This is a genomic window from Williamsia sp. DF01-3, from assembly GCF_023051145.1.
Lineage (GTDB): Bacteria > Actinomycetota > Actinomycetes > Mycobacteriales > Mycobacteriaceae > Williamsia.
Genome location: NZ_JALKFS010000005.1, coordinates 2,082,513 through 2,100,925 on the forward strand (window position 1 = coordinate 2,082,513; position 18,413 = coordinate 2,100,925).

Annotated in this window: 20 protein-coding genes; all 20 read right to left on the bottom strand. The window is 64.3% G+C overall.

Annotation, left to right across the window (positions count from 1 at the left end; all coding sequences use genetic code 11):
- Nucleotides 1-45: 45 nt before the first annotated feature.
- Nucleotides 46-1,623 (bottom strand): hypothetical protein, encoded by a 1,578-nt coding sequence (locus MVA47_RS11945; RefSeq protein WP_247208086.1) that lies wholly within the window; start codon nucleotides 1,621-1,623, stop codon nucleotides 46-48.
- A complete protein-coding gene (locus MVA47_RS11950; protein WP_247208087.1) occupies nucleotides 1,620-2,435 on the bottom strand; it encodes a hypothetical protein in 816 nt (271 codons plus the stop codon). The genes MVA47_RS11945 and MVA47_RS11950 overlap by 4 nt, the downstream gene beginning before the upstream one ends.
- Complete coding sequence (locus MVA47_RS11955; RefSeq protein WP_247208088.1) at nucleotides 2,435-7,588, bottom strand: phage tail tape measure protein; 5,154 nt, start codon at nucleotides 7,586-7,588, stop codon at nucleotides 2,435-2,437. The genes MVA47_RS11950 and MVA47_RS11955 overlap by 1 nt, the downstream gene beginning before the upstream one ends.
- 278 nt (nucleotides 7,589-7,866) lie before the next feature.
- A complete protein-coding gene (locus MVA47_RS11960; protein WP_247208089.1) occupies nucleotides 7,867-8,508 on the bottom strand; it encodes a hypothetical protein in 642 nt (213 codons plus the stop codon).
- Nucleotides 8,509-8,569: 61 nt separating this feature from the next.
- A complete protein-coding gene (locus MVA47_RS11965) occupies nucleotides 8,570-9,307 on the bottom strand; it encodes a phage tail tube protein (protein WP_247208090.1) in 738 nt (245 codons plus the stop codon).
- A gap of 3 nt (nucleotides 9,308-9,310) precedes the next feature.
- A complete protein-coding gene (locus MVA47_RS11970; protein ID WP_247208091.1) occupies nucleotides 9,311-9,757 on the bottom strand; it encodes a minor capsid protein in 447 nt (148 codons plus the stop codon).
- Nucleotides 9,754-10,092: a hypothetical protein gene (locus tag MVA47_RS11975; RefSeq protein WP_247208092.1), complete on the bottom strand. Its 339-nt coding sequence runs from the start codon at nucleotides 10,090-10,092 to the stop codon at nucleotides 9,754-9,756. The genes MVA47_RS11970 and MVA47_RS11975 overlap by 4 nt, the downstream gene beginning before the upstream one ends.
- A gap of 4 nt (nucleotides 10,093-10,096) precedes the next feature.
- The gene (locus MVA47_RS11980; RefSeq protein WP_247208093.1) at nucleotides 10,097-10,381 is read right to left on the bottom strand and encodes a hypothetical protein; all 285 of its coding nucleotides are present in this window, start codon (nucleotides 10,379-10,381) and stop codon (nucleotides 10,097-10,099) included.
- A gap of 103 nt (nucleotides 10,382-10,484) precedes the next feature.
- Nucleotides 10,485-10,790: a hypothetical protein gene (locus MVA47_RS11985; RefSeq protein ID WP_247208094.1), complete on the bottom strand. Its 306-nt coding sequence runs from the start codon at nucleotides 10,788-10,790 to the stop codon at nucleotides 10,485-10,487.
- On the bottom strand, nucleotides 10,790-11,185 hold the full coding sequence (locus MVA47_RS11990) for a phage Gp19/Gp15/Gp42 family protein (RefSeq protein WP_247208095.1): 396 nt from the start codon (nucleotides 11,183-11,185) through the stop codon (nucleotides 10,790-10,792). The genes MVA47_RS11985 and MVA47_RS11990 overlap by 1 nt, the downstream gene beginning before the upstream one ends.
- Entirely contained in the window at nucleotides 11,182-11,634 is a 453-nt protein-coding gene (locus MVA47_RS11995) for a hypothetical protein (protein ID WP_247208096.1), read from the bottom strand. Before MVA47_RS11995 ends, MVA47_RS11990 begins: the two co-directional genes overlap by 4 nt.
- Nucleotides 11,610-12,539 (bottom strand): hypothetical protein, encoded by a 930-nt coding sequence (locus tag MVA47_RS12000; RefSeq protein WP_247208097.1) that lies wholly within the window; start codon nucleotides 12,537-12,539, stop codon nucleotides 11,610-11,612. The genes MVA47_RS11995 and MVA47_RS12000 overlap by 25 nt, the downstream gene beginning before the upstream one ends.
- A 2-nt stretch (nucleotides 12,540-12,541) precedes the next feature.
- Nucleotides 12,542-12,952: a hypothetical protein gene (locus tag MVA47_RS12005; protein ID WP_247208098.1), complete on the bottom strand. Its 411-nt coding sequence runs from the start codon at nucleotides 12,950-12,952 to the stop codon at nucleotides 12,542-12,544.
- A 2-nt stretch (nucleotides 12,953-12,954) separates the two neighbouring features.
- A complete protein-coding gene (locus tag MVA47_RS12010) occupies nucleotides 12,955-14,019 on the bottom strand; it encodes a head maturation protease, ClpP-related (protein ID WP_247208099.1) in 1,065 nt (354 codons plus the stop codon).
- 202 nt (nucleotides 14,020-14,221) lie between these two features.
- A complete protein-coding gene (locus tag MVA47_RS12015) occupies nucleotides 14,222-15,526 on the bottom strand; it encodes a DUF935 domain-containing protein (protein ID WP_247208100.1) in 1,305 nt (434 codons plus the stop codon).
- 19 nt (nucleotides 15,527-15,545) lie between these two features.
- A complete protein-coding gene (locus tag MVA47_RS12020) occupies nucleotides 15,546-17,048 on the bottom strand; it encodes a terminase (protein WP_247208101.1) in 1,503 nt (500 codons plus the stop codon).
- Nucleotides 17,005-17,316 carry a hypothetical protein gene (locus MVA47_RS12025; protein ID WP_247208102.1) on the bottom strand — a complete coding sequence of 104 codons (312 nt, stop codon included), beginning with the start codon at nucleotides 17,314-17,316 and terminating at the stop codon, nucleotides 17,005-17,007. Before MVA47_RS12025 ends, MVA47_RS12020 begins: the two co-directional genes overlap by 44 nt.
- Before the next feature lie 106 nt (nucleotides 17,317-17,422).
- Nucleotides 17,423-17,794: a hypothetical protein gene (locus MVA47_RS12030; RefSeq protein WP_247208103.1), complete on the bottom strand. Its 372-nt coding sequence runs from the start codon at nucleotides 17,792-17,794 to the stop codon at nucleotides 17,423-17,425.
- Complete coding sequence (locus tag MVA47_RS12035; RefSeq protein WP_247208104.1) at nucleotides 17,794-18,117, bottom strand: hypothetical protein; 324 nt, start codon at nucleotides 18,115-18,117, stop codon at nucleotides 17,794-17,796. Before MVA47_RS12035 ends, MVA47_RS12030 begins: the two co-directional genes overlap by 1 nt.
- Entirely contained in the window at nucleotides 18,114-18,410 is a 297-nt protein-coding gene (locus tag MVA47_RS12040) for a hypothetical protein (RefSeq protein WP_247208105.1), read from the bottom strand. Before MVA47_RS12040 ends, MVA47_RS12035 begins: the two co-directional genes overlap by 4 nt.
- Nucleotides 18,411-18,413: the final 3 nt, after the last annotated feature.

The window sequence follows — 18,413 nt, forward strand, 5'->3', positions numbered from 1 at the left end:
ACAACTTGGCGAGCACCTCGAACGGCAGCTCGCGGAGGCGGTTCATCAGACGCTGTTCGCGACGCCGTTGAGTCGGGCGCCACTGAGTTGAGCGGAGGCCACGAGTCGTGACCAACCACCCTTCAGACGTTTGTCGTTGCCGAGGGTGGGTTGTTCGCGCTTTCGTTCACCCGGCTTGTCGGTCACGGTGACCGAGGAGACGTATTGTTCGACGAAGTTGCCGCGGTCCCAGAGGTGGACGATGTCGCCCTGCTTGTACCGGCGGGCACTGCCGTTGTCTTCGCCGAACTCGTTGCCCCGCCCTGGGACTCCAGACATCGCGTTGATGGTGATCGACTGCTCGCCACCCTTGGCTTTGAGCGCGGCCTGGCCGGTGGCATAGCTGTCGAGTGACCAGGCCGCGGTGTTGTCGGCGAACTTCTCCGGTAGTGCGTCGTCCTTGCCAATCTCGTCTTCGAGGTCGGCGTCCCAGAACACTTGGTAGGCGAAGAAGATGTCGTCGAACAGGTCGCCGACCACCACGCCCAGACCGAGGCCTGGTGCGACAAGGTTGAGTAGCAGCGAGATCGCGAGGTTGGCGCCGATCTCGATGACGTCGTTCAAGATGGCCGGCGACTTGCCGCCGACGATCGCCCGGGTCGCGCGGGAATGCGTGCCCTTGGAGCTGTAGTCGCGGATCTGCGAGTCGGCGTCAGTGCGGAACTGCACCTTGCGGTTGTCGCGCTTCTCGTAGGTGTCGAAGACGAATCCGGCGCGGTTCATCTGGTTCGTCCAGGTGCCGTTGCTGATCGAGGCCAGCTTGCTCAGGTTGAGGAAGTCGTCATCCAGGGTGTTGATGATCGACTGCAGGTCCGCGAGGGTGTCGGTGTTGAAGACGGTGGGAGAGGATCCGCGTCCGTCCCACAGGTCGACCTTGATTCCCCAGTCCAGGCGGTCTACGTCCTGGCGGAACAGTTCGTCGAGCTGCGTGAACCGGGCCTGCGAGAACATGATTGGCTCGATGACGTCGGAGAGGAAGTCGAAGATGTCGTCGAGCGAATCGAAATCCTTGACCTTCAGGTTCGACCATGCTGACGGTTGGCGCATCGGCAGTGCCGAATAGACCGGGATGCCGAGCCGTGTCGCAACTTTGGATACGTACGACTTCATCACCCGGTCGGGCGAGCCGATCTCCACATCTTGCTTGCCGGTGAGACCAACCTGGATCTCCGGCGGAAAGATGTTGTTGACCCAGCCGTACATCGACTGCAGCCAGATCTTGTTGCACTCGGCGTAGTAGACCTTGCGCTCCCGGCCGGGTGTGCCGGAGAACTCCACATCGACAATGCGTCCGGTCCATGGCAGGCCGTTGTAGCCCATCTCGCCGTCGGGCCCGCGACCCAGCCGCAGGTGGAAGCACTTCTTCCTCACGGTGGATGGCGTGATGATGTCGGTGATGGGGTTGTCCCACTTCAACTCGAACGCGATCTTGCCGGGCTCGAGGCCGTGGGTAAACGTGGTGCTGGCGTCGAGGTAGCTTCCCGCTGGCCGCCAGTCGATGACCGGGTTGTTGCGGAGACCGACATCGAAGTTGAAGGACGGTGGGTCGTCGGTATTCGGATCTGCGTACCCGGCGGAGATCACAGCGGCGACCAATACAGCTGGGGCACAGTCACGGTCAGCTTGGTCGCGCTGGTCGTGCCGGTGCCCGTGATTGACATCGGGATCTCTTCGGTGTCGGCCGGCGCCTTGCCGTGCCAACGGTCGCCGATCCACGACCGGTCAAGACCGGCCTGGTCATAGATTGCCCAGTAGTCGGGGTTCGTCTCGATGTCGAGCCATTGCCCGGCAGTGAGCGAGGGGAGTGGGATCAGCTCGCCGTCGATACCGATCTTCGGGTTCGTGATCGGGCCTTCGAGTTTGTAGTGCACCCAGGTGTCGAGGTCGCCGTCGTTGCGGATCTTCGCGGAGGCGAACTGCGCAGCGGTGAAGGGGAACACGTACGGGTCAGTGCGCCACCACGTCTCATCGGACCGCCACTCGACCTCGTCGTACGCTCGGCCAACCGCGTGCATCTTCACGTACTCCGGTGCGTTCTTGAACCCGACCAACCGCACCTCCTGGAAGCGGTCAGTCTCGAGCAGCGTCATTCGCATGAGCGGCCCGCCAGCTCGACGAGCACCGCCCGCACCGTTAGCTTTTCGCCACCGAGCGAGGAGGTCACGTGCACGAGGTCCACCGCGGCCACCGTCGATCCGGACGCCGGCGGTGATGCTGCCCGGCTTGTACTTGATCGACGAGTTCGTCACGCCCGCCTGGTTGACGCCGTCGAGGTCGTCGAACTCGAAGGTGGGACCCCCGAAGTTGATGTAGTGCAACCGGACCGGGCCGCCCTGGTTGAACGCCCAGTCCTTGCCGAACACGTCGGTCAGCACGCAGGTCAGCGGCAGCGTCATCACAGACCTGCCGCTGAGAGCGCTGGGGTCAGGCCGTCCATCACGCCCGAGTCGAGGGTGGCCTTGACCTTCTTGTTCTCGCGTGTGGCCTGCAGGATCGCGATGAGCACCTCTTTCAGCTCGTCGGCACTGGCACCCAATGCTTGGGAGATGCCGTCGATGGAGTTGGCCGATGTGTCGACCGTGGGGGCCAGATCGCCGAGGGTCACCTGACCGCCCGACGCCATGCCCAGGTACGGGGTGACGGCCGAGGCGACAGCGAACCCGCCGCCCGCGACGAGAGCGGCCCAGTCGTAGAAGTTCTTCGGCTTCAGCGCATCCGAGGTGTCCTCGGAGTATCCGGCGAATCCGCCGGCGGCGTACGAGTCCATCATTCCCAGGTGACGTCCGGTCTCGAGCCACAGCGCCTTGGACCGAGGCGACCCGTTGAGTGGAATGTAGGACTCGGGTCCGGCCTCGCCTGCCTGGGTGAGCCAGATGTGCTCACGATTGAGGACCTGGGCGGAGCCTGGTGCCCGGTCCTCGATGGCGCCGCGTGCGTACGCAGAGATAGCGAGAGGCCCGATGTTGCCGAGCTTCTCGGGCCCCGTCGTCGACTCCGAGTCGGCTCCCGATGTGGCAGGTGACGAGGAGGAGGTGGAGGTCGTCGTTGTCGTCAACTGTGATGGCCAGTTCGTCACGAAGACAGGCTCGCCGGAACCGCTCGTCGCGCTGCCGGTCTGCGTCGTGGTGGATCGCGTCATCGATGCTGCGATCTCAGCGTCGGCCTCAGCTTCCTTCGCGGCGTAGTTCGACCCGTCGGCGGTGCCGGAGCGTTGCACCGCCTGCGCCAGTTGGGCTTCGGTCATGCCCTCGGCGCCCTCGACCTTGTTGGCCGCGTCGTAGTAGGCGTTCGCTGCGTAAGCGGGATCCATGCGCTGCTCGACAGTGCCCCAGCTCGGGCGCTGCGACAGGACGCCGGCGTTGTCGCCGTCCATGCCGTGGTCCAGGTTCTCGCCACCGGTCTCGGCCAAGACAGCCATGACCGCGGACTTGATCTCCTTGTCGGATTCACCACGGCGCTTGCCCTCGGCGATGACCGTGTCGATGTTCTTCTGCTTGGCGGTGCGGGTGTCCGGTGCTCCGATCTGGCCGGCGGCGCCCGGGTCACCCTGCAGCGGCATCCATGCAGTGCTGCCCGACAGACTCCGCGAACCGTCCGGGCCGTCGTACTGGCCGTCACCGCGTGCGCCGCCCATCTCGATGTTGACATCCCCGCCGACCGGATCGATGATCGTGCCGGCCGTGTGCTCGGGATTCCACGTCACCTCGTACGCCGGAACACCAGCTGGCGCGCTACCGGGCTGCAAACCGTGGCCGGCCGTGTAGCTGTCGAACGTGGCCGTTCCCGCTCGAGCGCCAGTGCCGGGCTGGTCGTTCAGCCCATCCGCATAGTTCATCGCGATCGACTGGCCGCCCGAGCAGTCAGTCGTCCAGCCCTGACCCCATGCGCCGTAGCCGTACTGAGCACCTTCGATGCCGCGCATGTAGTTCTTCAGTCCGCCGACTGTGGCGATGCCACCGTTTTCCATTTGAACGATGCCGAGGCGCTTGCCAGCTTCGAACCAGATCGCCTTGTTGCGCTCCAGCTCCGAGGGCTTGCCCGAAATGTAGGCTTCCCAGCCCGTTTCCTTCTCGCCCCACAGGATGTTGGCGCCACCGCGCGCGATCATCGGCTCACGAGTCACCGACTGACCTGCGGCGTTCACACCACCAGCTGCGTACTGGCGGATGGCGCCGTTGGCGTGGAACTCCCGAGCCGCTCCAGATCCGCCGATGTTGGGGTTGTAGACCAAGCCCGCCGGGTCGTTGACCTTGACGTTGATGACCTTGTCTTTGGGTGCAGTCAGCTCGGCCAGGCGGCGTTGCGCGTCAACATCATTCACGTTGACGACCACCGAGCCGTCAGGCAGAGTTTCGGTCTTGATGCCGATGTCTCGCAGGTGGTTAAGATTCTGTTCGCTGGTGTCTTCGATCTTGACGTACCCACCGGGCAGGGTTGTGGTCTGAACACCGATAGCAGACAGGGCCTTCGACACCTCGCCGGTGTTGTCGGTGATCACCACCTTCCCGTCGATGATCGAGAACCGAACCTTCATCTCTTCGAGCTTTGCGCGGACCTCCGGCGTATTGTCAGCGATCTTGAACTGGCCCTCAGGCAGAGTCGCAACCTTGCCGGCGAGAGTCGTCAGCGCGGCCGTGGCCCCCGTTATGCCCTCTGTGTTGAGCTTGAGAACCTTGTCGTTCGGGATCAAGTTGTAGGCGTCTGCCAGCCTGTTCGCCTCGTCGACTGTCTTCCCGCTGGCAACCGCAGCATCGACAAAAGACTGCCGGTAACCCTGCATAGCGTCGCGAGTTATCTGCAGTGCCTCTGGCATCGACTTGCCCTGAGCTCGCGCAGCCTCGTAGGTCGCGACAGCCATTTGATTGAAATCGGCCGTCATTTGCTGCACGGTGTCCTGCAGCGCTGAGCCCTTTTCGTTGGTCACGTCGATGTGGCCGTTGAGGCCGATCGTTGCGGCTCCGCCGTCCTCAAGCGCCTTGGCGAAATCGCGCATGTCGTTCGACCACTGCTGCAACGCTTCTTCTTGTGTCAGCTCGTCGTCGTCCAACTGCGTCAACGCTTTTGCGAGCTTGTCAACCTTTGAGGCCGCGCCGTCGGTGGATTCCTGGAACTCAACCATTGCCTCGGAAAGGGGGCCGACAGCAGTGACAGTTCCGTCGATCGAGCGCTTAACGTCGCCCGTTGCCTCCGCGACCTGCATCGCGCGAGACTTTCCGTTCTCGAACTCGCCGTGCATCTCGTTGAGGTTGTTCTTGAGGTCCTGTGCAGACTTAGCGGTCTCGTTGTAGACCTTCTTTGTCGACTGCATGCCGGACTTGGCGCCGTCGACCGTCTCGATCTTGGTGTTGGCCTCGATGACCTCATCGAGACGACGCCGAAGCACACCGAGCGCATCGCCCTGTCCGAGAACGCCATCGACGACCTGGTTCGACGCGATGCCGAGCTTCTCAAAGCCGGTGATCATCTTCTTGTCGGCAGCCTCGTTTGCCGCCTTCTCTCGGATGGCGCGGGTAATTGCGCCACCGGACTCGTCGAGCGCATCCGCCCACGACTTCGTCGCGGCCTCGGTCTCAGCCGATGCGGTTGCGTCCTCACGCTTCTTCGACATCCACAGCGTGAGCAACCCAATCGCGCCCATGATGGCAATTCCCCATGGGCCACCGAGAGCGCCGGTCAAACCGCCGATGGCTCCCCGCATTCCGACAGTCGCCGCGGCGGCCGTGCCCTGAACCCTCGCAAAGTTGCTGGCCTGGCCGCTTGCCCGCAGGTACGAGGCTCCCATCGCTGCGATAGTGGCGTTGTTACGGCCAAGTACTGCGATCGACGCAGACAGCCGGTTCATGGATCCGCCGGCGACCGTTGCGGCTCGCTGCATGTTCGTGATCGACGTCCCGTAGCCGCGCATCACACCGGCGGCGTTGGAGGCGTAGTTACGGGCCGAGTTGATCTGCGTTCCGAACGCGGCCATTGCAATTCGCCCGGCGATGAGCAGGGTGATCACGGTTTGCATGGGGCCCGGGATCGAGGCGAACCCGGCCGCCAGGGCCGCGATTGGTGCAACGATGAACCCGAGGCTCGAGGCCATTCCGTCGGCGGTGCCGATGATGCTGGCGCCGCTGTTGGCCAGCGAGGTCAGCGGCCCTTCGATCATGCTGTACGTGGTGAGAGCTACACCCTCGATGCTGTTTTGGACGCGTTCCCACGCACCAGGCAGCCCTTGGGTTTTCGCGGCCGCGATCTGCGCGGCGGTGCCCTGCTTGTTGATCGCTGCGGCCATCTTGTCGTACGCGGCAGTACCGCCGCCGGCGGCGACCATCGCCGTACGCATTGCATCCGAACCAAAGAGAATGTTTGTTGCGGCCTGGAACTGCTCGTCGGACATCCGTGTGGAGGCCTGCGAGAGCTGGTCCCACAGCGATCGCATGCCGACGAACTCTCCGTTGGCGTTGTACACCGTGAGGCCGAGGTCTTTGATCGCCTGCTGCGCCGGGGCGCCCTGATCGGTGAGCGATTGCAGCGACGTCTTGAGTAGCGTGCCCGCATCCGAGCCGGTGATACCTGCGTTCGCGAACAGGCCGATCATGGTGGCGGTGTCGGCCATGCTGACACCGAAGCCAGCGGCGACCGTGCCTGCCTGCTGCAAAGCTGCAGCGACGTCGGTGATCTCAGCCGACGAGGCATTCGAGGCATTGGACAGAATGTCGGCGGCCTCACTGGCGTATGTCGCATTGGCGCCAAATGCCTGTAGCGCCTGCGACTGAATCGTCGCTGCGTCGCCGGCTTCGATCTGCGCGGCCGCCGCGAGTTGAAGAGTGCCTTTGGCAGCATCCATGGACTGCTGGACCGAGAACCCACCCTTGGCAAGTTCCGTCATTGCCGCGGCGGCGTTGTTCGCCGAGGTGCCCGGCAGTGTGATGTCGCCACCCAGCGCCTTGGCGGCCGCCGACACGTCCTTCATCTGCGCGGATGTCGCACCCGACACAGCCTGCATCGTGTTGAGGCTGGTCGTGAAATCCATTCCGACAGTGAGGATCTTCGACATGGCCGCGCCAGCACCGATGGCCCCGGCCGCCATGGCAGCGAGCTTTCCGGCGGTGGTGTCGGACGAGTCACCCATGTTGGTGATCGATTCCGACGCACCGTCCGACGACTCCGCGGCCTGGTTGTTGGCCTCGGCAAGGCCGGCCGCCGCTTCCTGCGTTGCGATCGAGGCGGTGGTCAGCCGGGCGCGAGCTTGAGCCAGGCGCAGTTCGGCATCGGCCGCCTTGTCAGCGTTGCCCGCGTTCTGTGCGGCTTGGAGCTGACGTTCAGCCTTTTCCGCTCGCGCTGCCGCGGCGGCCTGGTTGGCTCGGGCCTGAGCGACTTTCGCCGCGTACCGGTCAACCTCAGAGACGGCGCTCTTCATCGCCGATGAAATGGCCTGCTCAGACTGCCGGGTCTGCTGGCCGAGCTGTTGCATCGACGAACCTGCGCGACGAACACCGGAAGCGAACCCGGTGTCGTCCAGCCCCAGCTGTGCGGTGATGCGACCAACGATCAGACCAGCCACTTACCGCCTCCTATCCTGGGGTCGGACCGCAGAACCCAGCCGTGAGGTGGGGCGGTCAATGAGGTCGCGAATGCGAAGAGCGAGCCATCGCCATGTCCGGTCATGAAGGACGCCGGATTCCACGTCGATGCCAAAGAATTCGTGCAGATCAAGCTCTACTGCGATCCACCGCTCGAGGATGTCGACCCAAGTGATGGATGGCCGATCGGTCGGAATCGCTGGTTTGCCCCCGTATTTCGGGGCGAGTTCTTGCGGGAAGTAGTGGTCGCGGGTGCCGGTCAGCGGGTTGTAGTCGGTGCCGCCGGGGTCGTCTTCGCCGTACGCGCCCGGGCGGGGGTCGTAGTACCCGCCGTATTTGCTCGGGACGAGGACTTCCGCGTCGACTTCTTGGCCGCCTGCTTCTTCGTCGCCGTCTTCGCTGCTGCCCGTTTTTGCGCTCGGTTCGCCCCCGTCGATGGGGGCGCCGGGTTTCCCGACGCGACCGCCTTCGCCGCGATACCGCGTTCGTTCCAGAACTTCTCGGCCTCAGCTAGGCCCTGGGCGGTCTTCACCAGCGCGGTGATGCCGGCGTGGATGATCTCGTCCATCGACAGTCCATCTGCCGACATCTCGTCGTACAGGCCGCCTGACCAGCGGCCCATCGCAACTGTGCGGGTGACGGAGTTGCCCTCCTCGTCGACAGCCTGCAGACCGGTGTCGGGGTCGAAGACGGGTAGCTCCTCGTCCTCCACAACCCATGTCGCCCCGAGCAGCTTCAGAGCTTCTCGGGTCTCGGTGTTCCCGTCGAGCCCATTCGCTGCGACCAGCTGCATGAGCCGCAAACCGTCCGCGGCTGGCGCCTCAGGGATGTGGTACTCCTTGCCGCGAATCGGCAACGTCAGTCCTGGCTGGAAGAACTCGGATAGATCTTGGAACCCCATGATTCGCCTCCTGAAGTGGGGTGCGTGCCCCGGTTGCGGCCTCCTGCAACCGGGGGTCGAACTATGCGGCGGCGAAGCTGACTGTGCCGCCGGTGCCGGCCGCCGACGTGGTGGTCGGGATCGGCGCGAGAGTGACCGAGAAGTCCGGTGCGGCACCGGTGACGGTCGCGGTGTCAACGGTGGACAGCAGCTCGAGAGCGGCCTTGATCTGAGCGGTGGTGGCGCTGGTGAGGATCGATGCGGTCGTCTGTCCGTCCACGGTCGCGGTGTAGGCGGTCGCGCCGAAGCCGTAGTGCAGCGCGAGGTTCGCGCCGGGCTTGGTGATCGATTTCGGCTTGCCCCGGCCGGTCAGGTTGCCCGAGAACTTTTGCAGCTCGTTCGGCTTGCCGCCCTTGAGCGAGGCCTTGACGGCGGCGTGCAGCTCGAATGCTTCGTCGAGTTCGTCTGTCCGCCAGTAGCGGAGGTGCACGTGTGCATCCGAACCGGTCTCCTGCGAGGCTGCGACGAGGAACTGCATGCCGGGGTCAGCGGTGAAGGTCGAGCCCTCATCGACACCCTTGACCAGGCCCTCGAAGTCGATCGAGAACGCGTTGCCGGCGACGGCCTGCGATTCCCAACCGTCCGAGGTGATGTCGGAGTCGTCTTCCAGCTTGGGGTCGAACTTCGGCTCGAAGTTGGTGAGCCCGTTGACGAAGACCCAGATGGGTGCGAGCGCGGTGCCGATGTTGACCTGCACCCCATACCGGCCGGCTGGGATGACTGCGAGGCCCGAACCATCGGGCGGGGTGAGTGTAGGCATTTTCTATTCTCCTGGGTTGAGCTGGATGTCGTATGAATCCGCTTGAATCCACCGATCGTTGTCGTCCCGATCGGGTTTGTTCGTGATGGTGCGCAGCATCCAAATCGGATGAACGCCACCCGGCCACGGACCGGGAGTCAGGGTGTGCAACTTCCGAAAGCCGTTCTCAGCCATGTCCATCACGTCGAGCGGGTCTGCTGAGTCCGACCGCCACGCGAGTTGCACGCGCAGCAGGGGAGTTGTTGCGACGGTGAAGATGTTCGGGTTGGTTCCGTAGTGGAAGATTCCGACCGCCTTGACCGGGGACTGCGGGAAGTCGCCGATTACGGCGGCCGGCAACTCTGGGTTCGACGGGTAGGGGACAGTCGGGTCGGGTTGGTAGATCGCGACGTCGAGGTCTGCCATTTGTTGTGCCAGCGACTGCAGCACGGCGGTGACTCGGATTGTCATCCGCCGAGGGCCTCACCGATCGAGGTCGACAGCAGGTCGAGCGCGGCATCGGCCTTGTTGGTCAGGGCGTTCTCAAGGAACTTGGGCTTATCGCCCTGCGGGTGCTGGTACCAGGTGTTCTCGTGCTGCTTGCGGGCGTACTCGCTGTCGTATCCGACACCCATCTCAGTACCGTCCACCACCACTGATCCGGTGCTATCGAGGTCGCCGGCCAGGGTGGGGGAGTCGAGGTTGGATTCGGTGAGGATCAGCTCTCCGGCGGCCTGGAGGCCGACTGGGACAGCCGCTCTGAACGCCTCCAAGACGTCCGCGCTCAGATCTGGTTGACCCTCCACGGGGTCAGCCGATCTCCGGTTCGGGCTTCTCCATGTGTTCCGGTGCGACTTTCTCGCCGATCTCGAAGTCGCGCTTCGCCTTAGCCTTCGGGTTCGCGAGTTCCGTCATGGCCGAGGCGGCGGTGTCAGCAGAATCGTCGTCGGCGACGTGCCAGCCTCTCGCGGCCAGGATCGCCAGCTTCGAGGCCGAGAGATCTTCGACCTCAGCGACTCCCGACTTGAACTCGAACCGTGTGGTGGCGGCGACGACTGATCCGGTGAACGTCGGGTTCTTGTGGTGTACGCGCATGACAACTCCTCGGGGAAGTGGGATGGGGGCCAGCTGACCCCAGGCGGGAGGCCCACCGCAGCGGGGGCGCGGCGGTCACCGGGGGTCAGCTGACGATTGGGGGTTAGACGTGGACCGTGATGAGTTCGGTGCGACGTCGGCCCGCATTGTCGTGGCGGGCGATCACCTGGCGAGCGTTGCCGTCAGGCAGTGTCACCTCGTCGCCCAAGGCGGGCGCGAGAATGGGCTGGAAGTAGATGGTCGCGCTCGACACGACCTCTTTGCCTTGCTGATCGCGGACAAGTTTGACCCGCATTTCGACCCGGGCAGGCACATCTTTCACTGGCTCGCCGAGCACTTTGCCGCGGTTTCCGTCTCCGAGGTAGGGGCGGAAGGTCAGCCGGTGCGGGAGCCGAGACAGCGGAATCATCAGTAGTCGTTGTCCTGGAAGTTGTACTGCGGCAAAGCCTTGGTGCGGATGCCGAGGAGTGACCAATGCCAGTCGGTGAACTCGAGGGCGCCGCCGGGGTTGACGAGACTGCCGCCCTCTTCCCAATCGCCGACCACGGTTTTGAACGTCTTGAAGTTCAGCATTCCGCGGTCGTCAGCGTCGAGGACTTCCTTGACCACTGCGATCGACACGGTCACCGCGCTGGCGTTGCTCTCGTCGATCTCACTGCCGAACGCCTCGCGCCACCGGTCCCGGATACGGACGCCCGCTGCCGCGAGAAGCTGGTCGGCCCATACCTGCTCGGCTTCGGAGAGGGGACGCCACGCGTCAGCGAGTTGCTCCTTCGTCGCGAACGCCCCCTCTCCAGCACTCACGAGAACAGCTCGATGAGGTCCTGCTTGGTCGCCTTCTCGGCGTCCTCGCGCTTCAGACCCGCTTTGCCCTCGGACTTCTCGTACAGCGCCACTGCGTAGTCCTCCCATGCCTTGGCGGTGCCGGCCTTCTTCGGCAGTTCGAGACCGTAGGGATTGGGCTCGAGGACCGGTGGGACGACACCATCCAGGGTGCCGCTGTCGGAGTCGCCGGCGGCCGCAGCAGCTTGGGCCTCGGCCTGCAACGCTGCGTCCGCTTGCGCCTTGGCCGCGGCAGCCTCAGCGAGGGCCTCCGGCGTGGTGATGGCGCGGGCCCGCAGAAGCCGGTCCACTTCACCTTCTGGAGGGGTGACGACATCACCGCGGCGATGCTTGACGCCTTGAGCGTCCCGCCAGGAGGTGGCGGTGACGATGTACTCGGCCGCCATCACTGCAGCCCCGTGATCCAGCACGCGGATTCGGGCTCGTCGACGCCGATCATGCGGATCTGCGTGGTGTCCGAACGCCACGTTTCCGTCGGGCCACCGTTGGGGCCGCCGCCCTCGGGGTAGAGGCCGGTGCCTTCCAGTGGCCGCGGGTCGGCGTAGAAGCCGGTGACGCCGCGCTGGCACACCAGAGCCCGATCCATCGGCCACAGCGGGGAATGCAGAACGTTGAGGTTGAGCACCTTGTTCGGCAGCTTGCCGGTGTAGGTGATCGACTGGTCCGCGACGTTGCCGACGTAAATCTTGTTGAACTCCTCGTTGTCCATGAAGTCGTACAGGAGCGAGCTGTTCAACGCGATCGTGTCGGGAACGTACCCCTTGGGCTTGGTGGGGTCACCGTCATGGAGGGCGCCCGCGATGGTCTTCGCCGCTTCCTTGATGTCGGTCCGAATCTTGCTGATGGCGTCTTCCCAAGCTGCTGTTGCCGCTACCTCAGGAACGGAGGCGGCCTCCAATGCAGATCGAAATCCGGCGTCGTTGGCTCGAATGACCGTGTTAGCCGTTCCCGTGACCTGCTTGCGGACTTTGTCGATCTGATTGAAGTCCTTCATCTCGCGTGAGATGCGGACACCAGCACCGACTTTGACGCCGCGAGCGACCTCGGGCAGACCCTCGCCCAGGTCGAACACGGGGATCTCGCCGAACTCGGCAACGGCTTCCGGATCACCGTCGAGGAACAACGGGGTGGACCGCTGGAACTGCACCAGCAAGCTTCCGGGGTTGCCGGCGTTGCGGAACAGAGCCTCGCCAATGATGTTGTCCCGAACGAGGTCGAGGACGCGCATCGGAATCGCGCGAGGATTGCCCATCACCTGGTCGACGGTGATGTTCTGTCCGTCGTCGATGGACACGATTGCTTTCTCGGTTGCCATGGTCAGCCTCCCAGTCGGACGAGGACAATGTTGTCCGCGCCAGTGATTTTTTCGATGACGCGGCCGACGATCTGGGTGACCTTGGCCGTCTCCGTTGCCTTCTTCACCGCGCCGCCGGTGTGGGCCACGACGAGGTCTCCGACGCTGGCGGAGTTGTTGGACTTGATCGGTACGACCGCGGGTGCCGACGCGACGGTCACCTGGTCGGTGCCGACGTAGAGCGTTCCGGGAGCAGGCGCGACCTTGGGCGCCGCGTCGGTCAACGCGACGCCTAGAACCTTCTCGGAGTCGGCGGTGGCGGGGACCGAGCTGCGCGGGCCGACGCCGGGGTGCACGACCTGACCACCCACGATTGCCGCCTCGGCGGTGTGGGTGATCCGGCCCTTCTCGAACTTGACAGTGATTCCGGCCATGATCAGCCCTCCAGTCCCTTGTATGCGTCGCTCTCGCGAACGTTCTTGATGTCGTCGACATCGGTGGGCTCAATCGAATGACCGAGCTCGTTGAGCGGCACAGCCGTTTCGTCCGGCAGATCCGAGAGCAACTTGGAAGTGCCCTCACTGTCGACCTTCATCAGTGCGATGAAGTGGTCCCGTCGAGCGCCCGTGATCTTGCCCTTGCCGATCGCGTCGTCGACCACCGATGCGTGGCCCTTGGCGACCTGCTCGTCGCGGGCCTGCTGCCCGGCCGCCGCCTGCGCGGCGAGCTCGTCCCACTTGGTCGAATCGACCACGCGCAGGCCATGCTTGGCCGCCACGGTGCTGATCTGATCCACCGAAGGTTCGGCAGCGCCGCCACCTCCAGTGTCGTCCGTTGCGCGCTCGTCGAGAGCTTCGTCGAGCGCCTGGAGGGTGGTCTCGTCGTCCGCATCGGCTTCGATGCCGAGGCGCTCCGCGAGGCCTTCCTTGAGAGTGGCCACGGGGGCCTCCTTTCCTGATGGCCCTGCGGCGGTCGCCGCGGGGATGAATGGGTCCGGCGCCTTCCGGCGTCCGGCGTGGGCGAAAACCCGAAGATCGAAATGCGCTGCAGCGGCCTTCTTGTCGTCAGCGGCGCTCGTATCCTTGACGCTGTCGGCTAAACCGGCGGCTACCGCTTCATCGGCGGTGTACCAGGTCTCAGCCGTCATCGCCTTGCGCCAGTCCTTGGCCTCACCACCGGACTTCTCTGCGTAGATCGAGGCAATATTGTCGCTGGCCCGGCTGAGCCAAGCTGCGAACTCGGCCATCTCGGTCGCGTTGCCCATGCAGAATCCGAGCGCGTCGTGGATCATCATCTCGGAGTTGCGGCACATGACTACCTCGTCGCCCGCCATGGCGATGAAACTGGCTGCACTGGCGGCCAATCCGTCGATCTGCACCTTTACTTGGGCGTCGTGGTTGCGTAGCGCGTTGGTGATCGCGAGTGCGTCGTAGACGTCGCCACCGGGGGAGTTGATGCGCACGAGGATCTCGTCGGTGTCGACAGCAGCGAGGTCCTGCACGAAGTCGCGCGCGCTGACCCCCCGTACCAGGGATCGGAGTCAATGACGTCGTAGATCAGAATTTCGGTGCTCGACTTGCCAGCCTTGTTGGTGGCCGCCTTCATCTCGTACCAGCGGCGTTGGTCTGCCTTTGGATGGAGTGCAGACTGGCGCGCGTTGTCGAGGCGGCGGGCGGCCGGCTGATTGAGTAGTTCGGTCAGGTTCATGATGTGGCTCCTGTCGGTGAGGGGTCCGCATCCGCAGGTTCGTCGCGTTGCGCATCGGATGGCTGGGCGGGTAAGCCGAGTTTCTGGCGGAGACTCCGCTCGATCAGCACGTCCGGCGACAGCAGTCCGGCCTCGACGAGCATCTTCAACGCAGCTGCCGTCGCATCCTGCCTGGATCCGATCTCGTCGAAGACGATCCGGGGCGCGCCGACGTCAATGCCAAAGTTGACGTCCACCAAATCCTCGACGATGTGCGCTGTGCCGATGTCGCGGATGTCTTCGCCAACGGCCTGTGTCGACTGGCTGAATGTCGACTCCTGAACCGTTGCGAGCGCGTGGCTTCCACCTCTGCTGTCGAGGTTCAGGAAGTGCGCGAGGCCAGCGAGGGCAATCTGCTTGTCGTGGTACTCGATCGCCGCGCGAATATCAGGCAAGTTGCCCTGCACGCCAGCGAGTTCAAGCGTCTGGCCCTGCGCAAGACCAACACCGGAGCTCATGCCAGCGCGGAGGCTCGATGCGAGCTCCCGCATCTGCCTGACCTCTTCCGGGTCATCTTCGCGGGCAGCAGTGCCGATCGCGACACCAATGGCATTGCGCCGTGCGCCAGCTGCCTCGATCCGCATCAGCTCGTCCTTGAGCAACCAGTGTTTGTATGAGGGGCGCAACAGTGACTTCCCCTGCCACTGGCCGGGTTCCATGTCGCGGGTGTAGACCACCAACCGATTGACGGGTATATCGAGCGGCTTGATTCCGTAGGCAACCCTGCCGCGGCTCGTCGGAGCCAACTGTGTGATCGAATCCAAGCCACCGTCGAGAGCGACGTTGAACGCCGCGATCGTCCGCTGCGGACGCGGAGCGAGTTTGCGGATCCAGAACCGGCCATCCTCACCGCGGCGATACACCTGCTCGAAGACCGAGTGGCCGTACTGCAGCATCGTCAGCGCTGTACGAAGGTGCTGCGCCCACGAGAACCGGTCTCGGCTACGCGCTGGGTTCTGGATCGCATCCTGGCCGACGATCGGCAGGCTCATGTTTCGGGAGACGAAGTCGACCACCTCATCCTCGGCGCCGTTCGGGTCGATCCGCCACGGGGTGCGTCGAACGGGTAGCCCTATCGCCTGCAGAACACTCGAGACGCGGCCGTCCTCGCGTTCCATTCGGGAGTACACAGGGACGCACTCGGGCCATTGCAGTTCCGGCGTCTTCTCGAACGGGTCCCAGTTGATCCACCCATCAGGGAGTGGGTTTGCGACATAACCCTTCTCGGAGGTCGGCGCGGTGGTCTTGGCGCGTGGCGTCATAGCTCACACCTCCCTTCGGTCAGAACGAGGCTTCGAAGACATCGAAGCCAGAATCAGCGGAGTCGGATTCGCCAAAATCAGGAGGCGCTACGGGTGCCTGCTTCGGGCCGAGCCCGAACGTCAGGAGCCCCCAGCGGGCCAGGCTCATGGTGGTCAGCGGGACTGCATCGGGCCCAACCTTTTTGTCCCAGGCGAAGTCGCCCTGCGGCATGTACCGCTTCTCGGCCGTCCGGAGCGCGTCGTCTATGCACTCCTGGCCGGTGTGGGACAGCTGCTCGGCGTCTGCGTCGTCCTCGAATCCCAGGCAGGCCGAGGCCATCTGGGGAGCGTTCGTGATCTCTGGCTCAATGCCCTGGTTGATCAGCAACTGCTGCAGCACATTCGCACCGGACTTGCGGTCAATAACGAGGACGACCGGATCCCACTCGGCCACCACCAGGACGATCATCGCGACCATCGAGTCGAGGGTGGCGCGGCCGAAGTACCCGATCTCGACGTGTGTGCGACCCTCGGCCGTCGCCTGCGCTGAACCCAGCGCCCAAGTCGACCCGTCGAGCGAACGGTCCACCGCGAGTGCGATTGATCCAGTGAGCTGGGGCTCCCGGTTAACCAGATCGCCGAACCTGTCGAGGTCGAACACCACCTCGTCGGCGGCCTCGTCCAGCCAGATGCCCAGGCCTTCGCGAAGGAACGACTCTGGACTAAGCTTCCGCTTCAACCGGAGCATCGACTCGCGTGGCGTGCGATGCGGATACGACGGGTTCGCCGCTTTCCAGGTGTCGGGAGAGTCCGGATTTACCCCGGGCTCGACGCCGAACTCGATCCACACGCCGTCGGTGAGCGTCCCCGCCCAGGCCGCGTCACGCATCCGCGTGAACGCCTCGGATGGGTCAGTGGGCTTCGGTGGGGTGCCGATGTAGAACGCAAGACCGAACTTCGACGTGTTCATTGTTGCCGTCATCGCGTCGACCGCGTTCTCGGACATGATCTGCGCTTCGTCGGCCACGATGATGTCGACGCCCGGGATGCCTCGACCGAAGCCCCGCTCGCGGGCCCCGAACAGGACTCGCGAGCCGTTGCGGAACCGGATCTCTTCGGTGCCTGCCCCGGTGAACGTCTGCTCGATGTACGGTGCCACCCGCAGCCGCTCCGCGAACGCCAGCATCGACAGGAACGTCTCACCGTGCGTTCGCGCGTGGTGCGCCGACCACACCGTCAGCGTGCCAGGACGATTGATGCTGAGGCCAAAGATCAACCCCGTCATCCAGTGCGTCTTGCCCGCCTGCCGACAGATCGACATCCCGACACCGTCGATCGTCGCCGCCATCGTCCCGTCAGCACGCTTCGCGAGCGCGAGACGGCCAGCCTGGTTCTGCCACGGGTCGAAGGTGAGACCGAGTTTCGTCCGGCAGGTGTGTTCCACCGCCGGCCACATCGTCGAAACGATTCCCGTGGGCGCGGCGACCTTTCGGGCTACCTCAGAGAGCTTCGGCGTCCCAGGCTTCGTCTTCGACGACGACACCCTCGGCGTCCTCCTTGGCCGCCTGAGCCTGCTTCGCTTCCAGCGCCTGTATCTCCTTCGAGATCATCGCGAGCTGTCGATGCAGCGCAGCCTTCGCAGGTCCACGCTCGTCGGGAAGCGAAGTCACGATCTCACGCCGCTGAGCACGAAGAATCTCCAGGTAATTGCCCTGTTCGACCGCCTCGGACAGCGTCAATGGCGCGGCCGGAGGCGCTGGAGGGGCCTCGTCAGGGGCCACACCGCGAAGATGGGAGCGGTTCGTTGCCACAGCACGCCCCCTTCAGAAACGAAAAAATGCGATAAATAGATCAGCTGACTGCCCCGTAGGGAGTCAGGCCCCCACCCCCTCGGATATTTTTCGGGGGTGGGGTGGGTCAGGTGGTTGGCCAGGGCCAGTTCATGGCGGTGTGCCCTACGAGGCGGCCAGCGGGCGTCTTGGCTGTCTCGGTGGGGCTTTCGCCTGTGATGGCTGGTCGTAAGTGGTCTCGGCTGCCGTCGCCGCGTTGTTTGTTGCACCGTCCGTGGAGCAGGCGGTCGGCTTTGGTGCCGCCGGTGGCTCGTGTGTGGGTGTGGTCGGCTGCGAGTACTTCTCGGTCCCAGTTGCGTTCGGCCTCGAGGTACATGGGCTTGTTGCACCACCAGCAGGGTGTGCCGTCGACGTGCGTGCGCTTGAGTCTGGCTGCCTGGCGTTGGTGGTCGTAGCCCAGACCCTTCTGGGTCGTGGTCTTGGTTCTGGTGCTGGCCATCAACCGGTGATGGTGGACGGATCAACACCACGTGATCGCAGGGCGCGGGCTACCTGACCGTTGGGGTCTGGCTGCCACTGTTCGCCCATAACGCGGGTGAAGTGGCTGAGCGCTTCGCCGATGGTGGTCTCCATCGCTGCTGTGTTGCCAGTGCGGTTGAGCCGCTGCACCTTCTCGATGCGGGGGAGGACGTGGCGTCGGAGTGCGGCGATCTGGCTGTGGTCGGCTGCCCCTTCACCAACGGCAGCGCTGATGCCGGCGACGAGCAGGCCGAACTGGTGTTGCGGGTCAGTCGTCGGGATGCTGCTGACGGCAGGCGTCATCGGCTGATCTCTGGGCGCGGACCCATCTTGAGGAGCTGGCCGCCTGAGGGCAGCGGCCGCGGATTGGTCTCGCTCTGCAGCTCATCGAAGATCGGGGTTCCGGGGTCTATCTGCTCATCGTCGCCAGCAATCGGAATGGTCACGGTATGCCGCACCAGCCTGTCGTTCTCCGCGACCAGCTGCCCGTCGGGCGCCTGCGTGAAGCAGGTCAGCATACTGCAATCGCGGGTCAGGGTGAGTTGCTCGATACGGTCGGCCTTCGGGTCTAAGCCCATCAATGCCATCGCGGCCATGAG

Coding starts and splice junctions, on each gene's coding strand:
- MVA47_RS11950 (WP_247208087.1), bottom strand. CDS start 2,435: ATGACGCTGCCGCTGACCTGCGTGCTGACCGACGTGTTCGGCAAGGAC.
- MVA47_RS11960 (WP_247208089.1), bottom strand. CDS start 8,508: ATGGGGTTCCAAGATCTATCCGAGTTCTTCCAGCCAGGACTGACGTTG.
- MVA47_RS11965 (WP_247208090.1), bottom strand. CDS start 9,307: ATGCCTACACTCACCCCGCCCGATGGTTCGGGCCTCGCAGTCATCCCA.
- MVA47_RS11970 (WP_247208091.1), bottom strand. CDS start 9,757: ATGACAATCCGAGTCACCGCCGTGCTGCAGTCGCTGGCACAACAAATG.
- MVA47_RS11980 (WP_247208093.1), bottom strand. CDS start 10,381: ATGCGCGTACACCACAAGAACCCGACGTTCACCGGATCAGTCGTCGCC.
- MVA47_RS11985 (WP_247208094.1), bottom strand. CDS start 10,790: ATGATTCCGCTGTCTCGGCTCCCGCACCGGCTGACCTTCCGCCCCTAC.
- MVA47_RS12000 (WP_247208097.1), bottom strand. CDS start 12,539: ATGGCAACCGAGAAAGCAATCGTGTCCATCGACGACGGACAGAACATC.
- MVA47_RS12005 (WP_247208098.1), bottom strand. CDS start 12,952: ATGGCCGGAATCACTGTCAAGTTCGAGAAGGGCCGGATCACCCACACC.
- MVA47_RS12015 (WP_247208100.1), bottom strand. CDS start 15,526: ATGACGCCACGCGCCAAGACCACCGCGCCGACCTCCGAGAAGGGTTAT.
- MVA47_RS12030 (WP_247208103.1), bottom strand. CDS start 17,794: ATGGCCAGCACCAGAACCAAGACCACGACCCAGAAGGGTCTGGGCTAC.
- MVA47_RS12035 (WP_247208104.1), bottom strand. CDS start 18,117: ATGACGCCTGCCGTCAGCAGCATCCCGACGACTGACCCGCAACACCAG.
- MVA47_RS12040 (WP_247208105.1), bottom strand. CDS start 18,410: ATGGCCGCGATGGCATTGATGGGCTTAGACCCGAAGGCCGACCGTATC.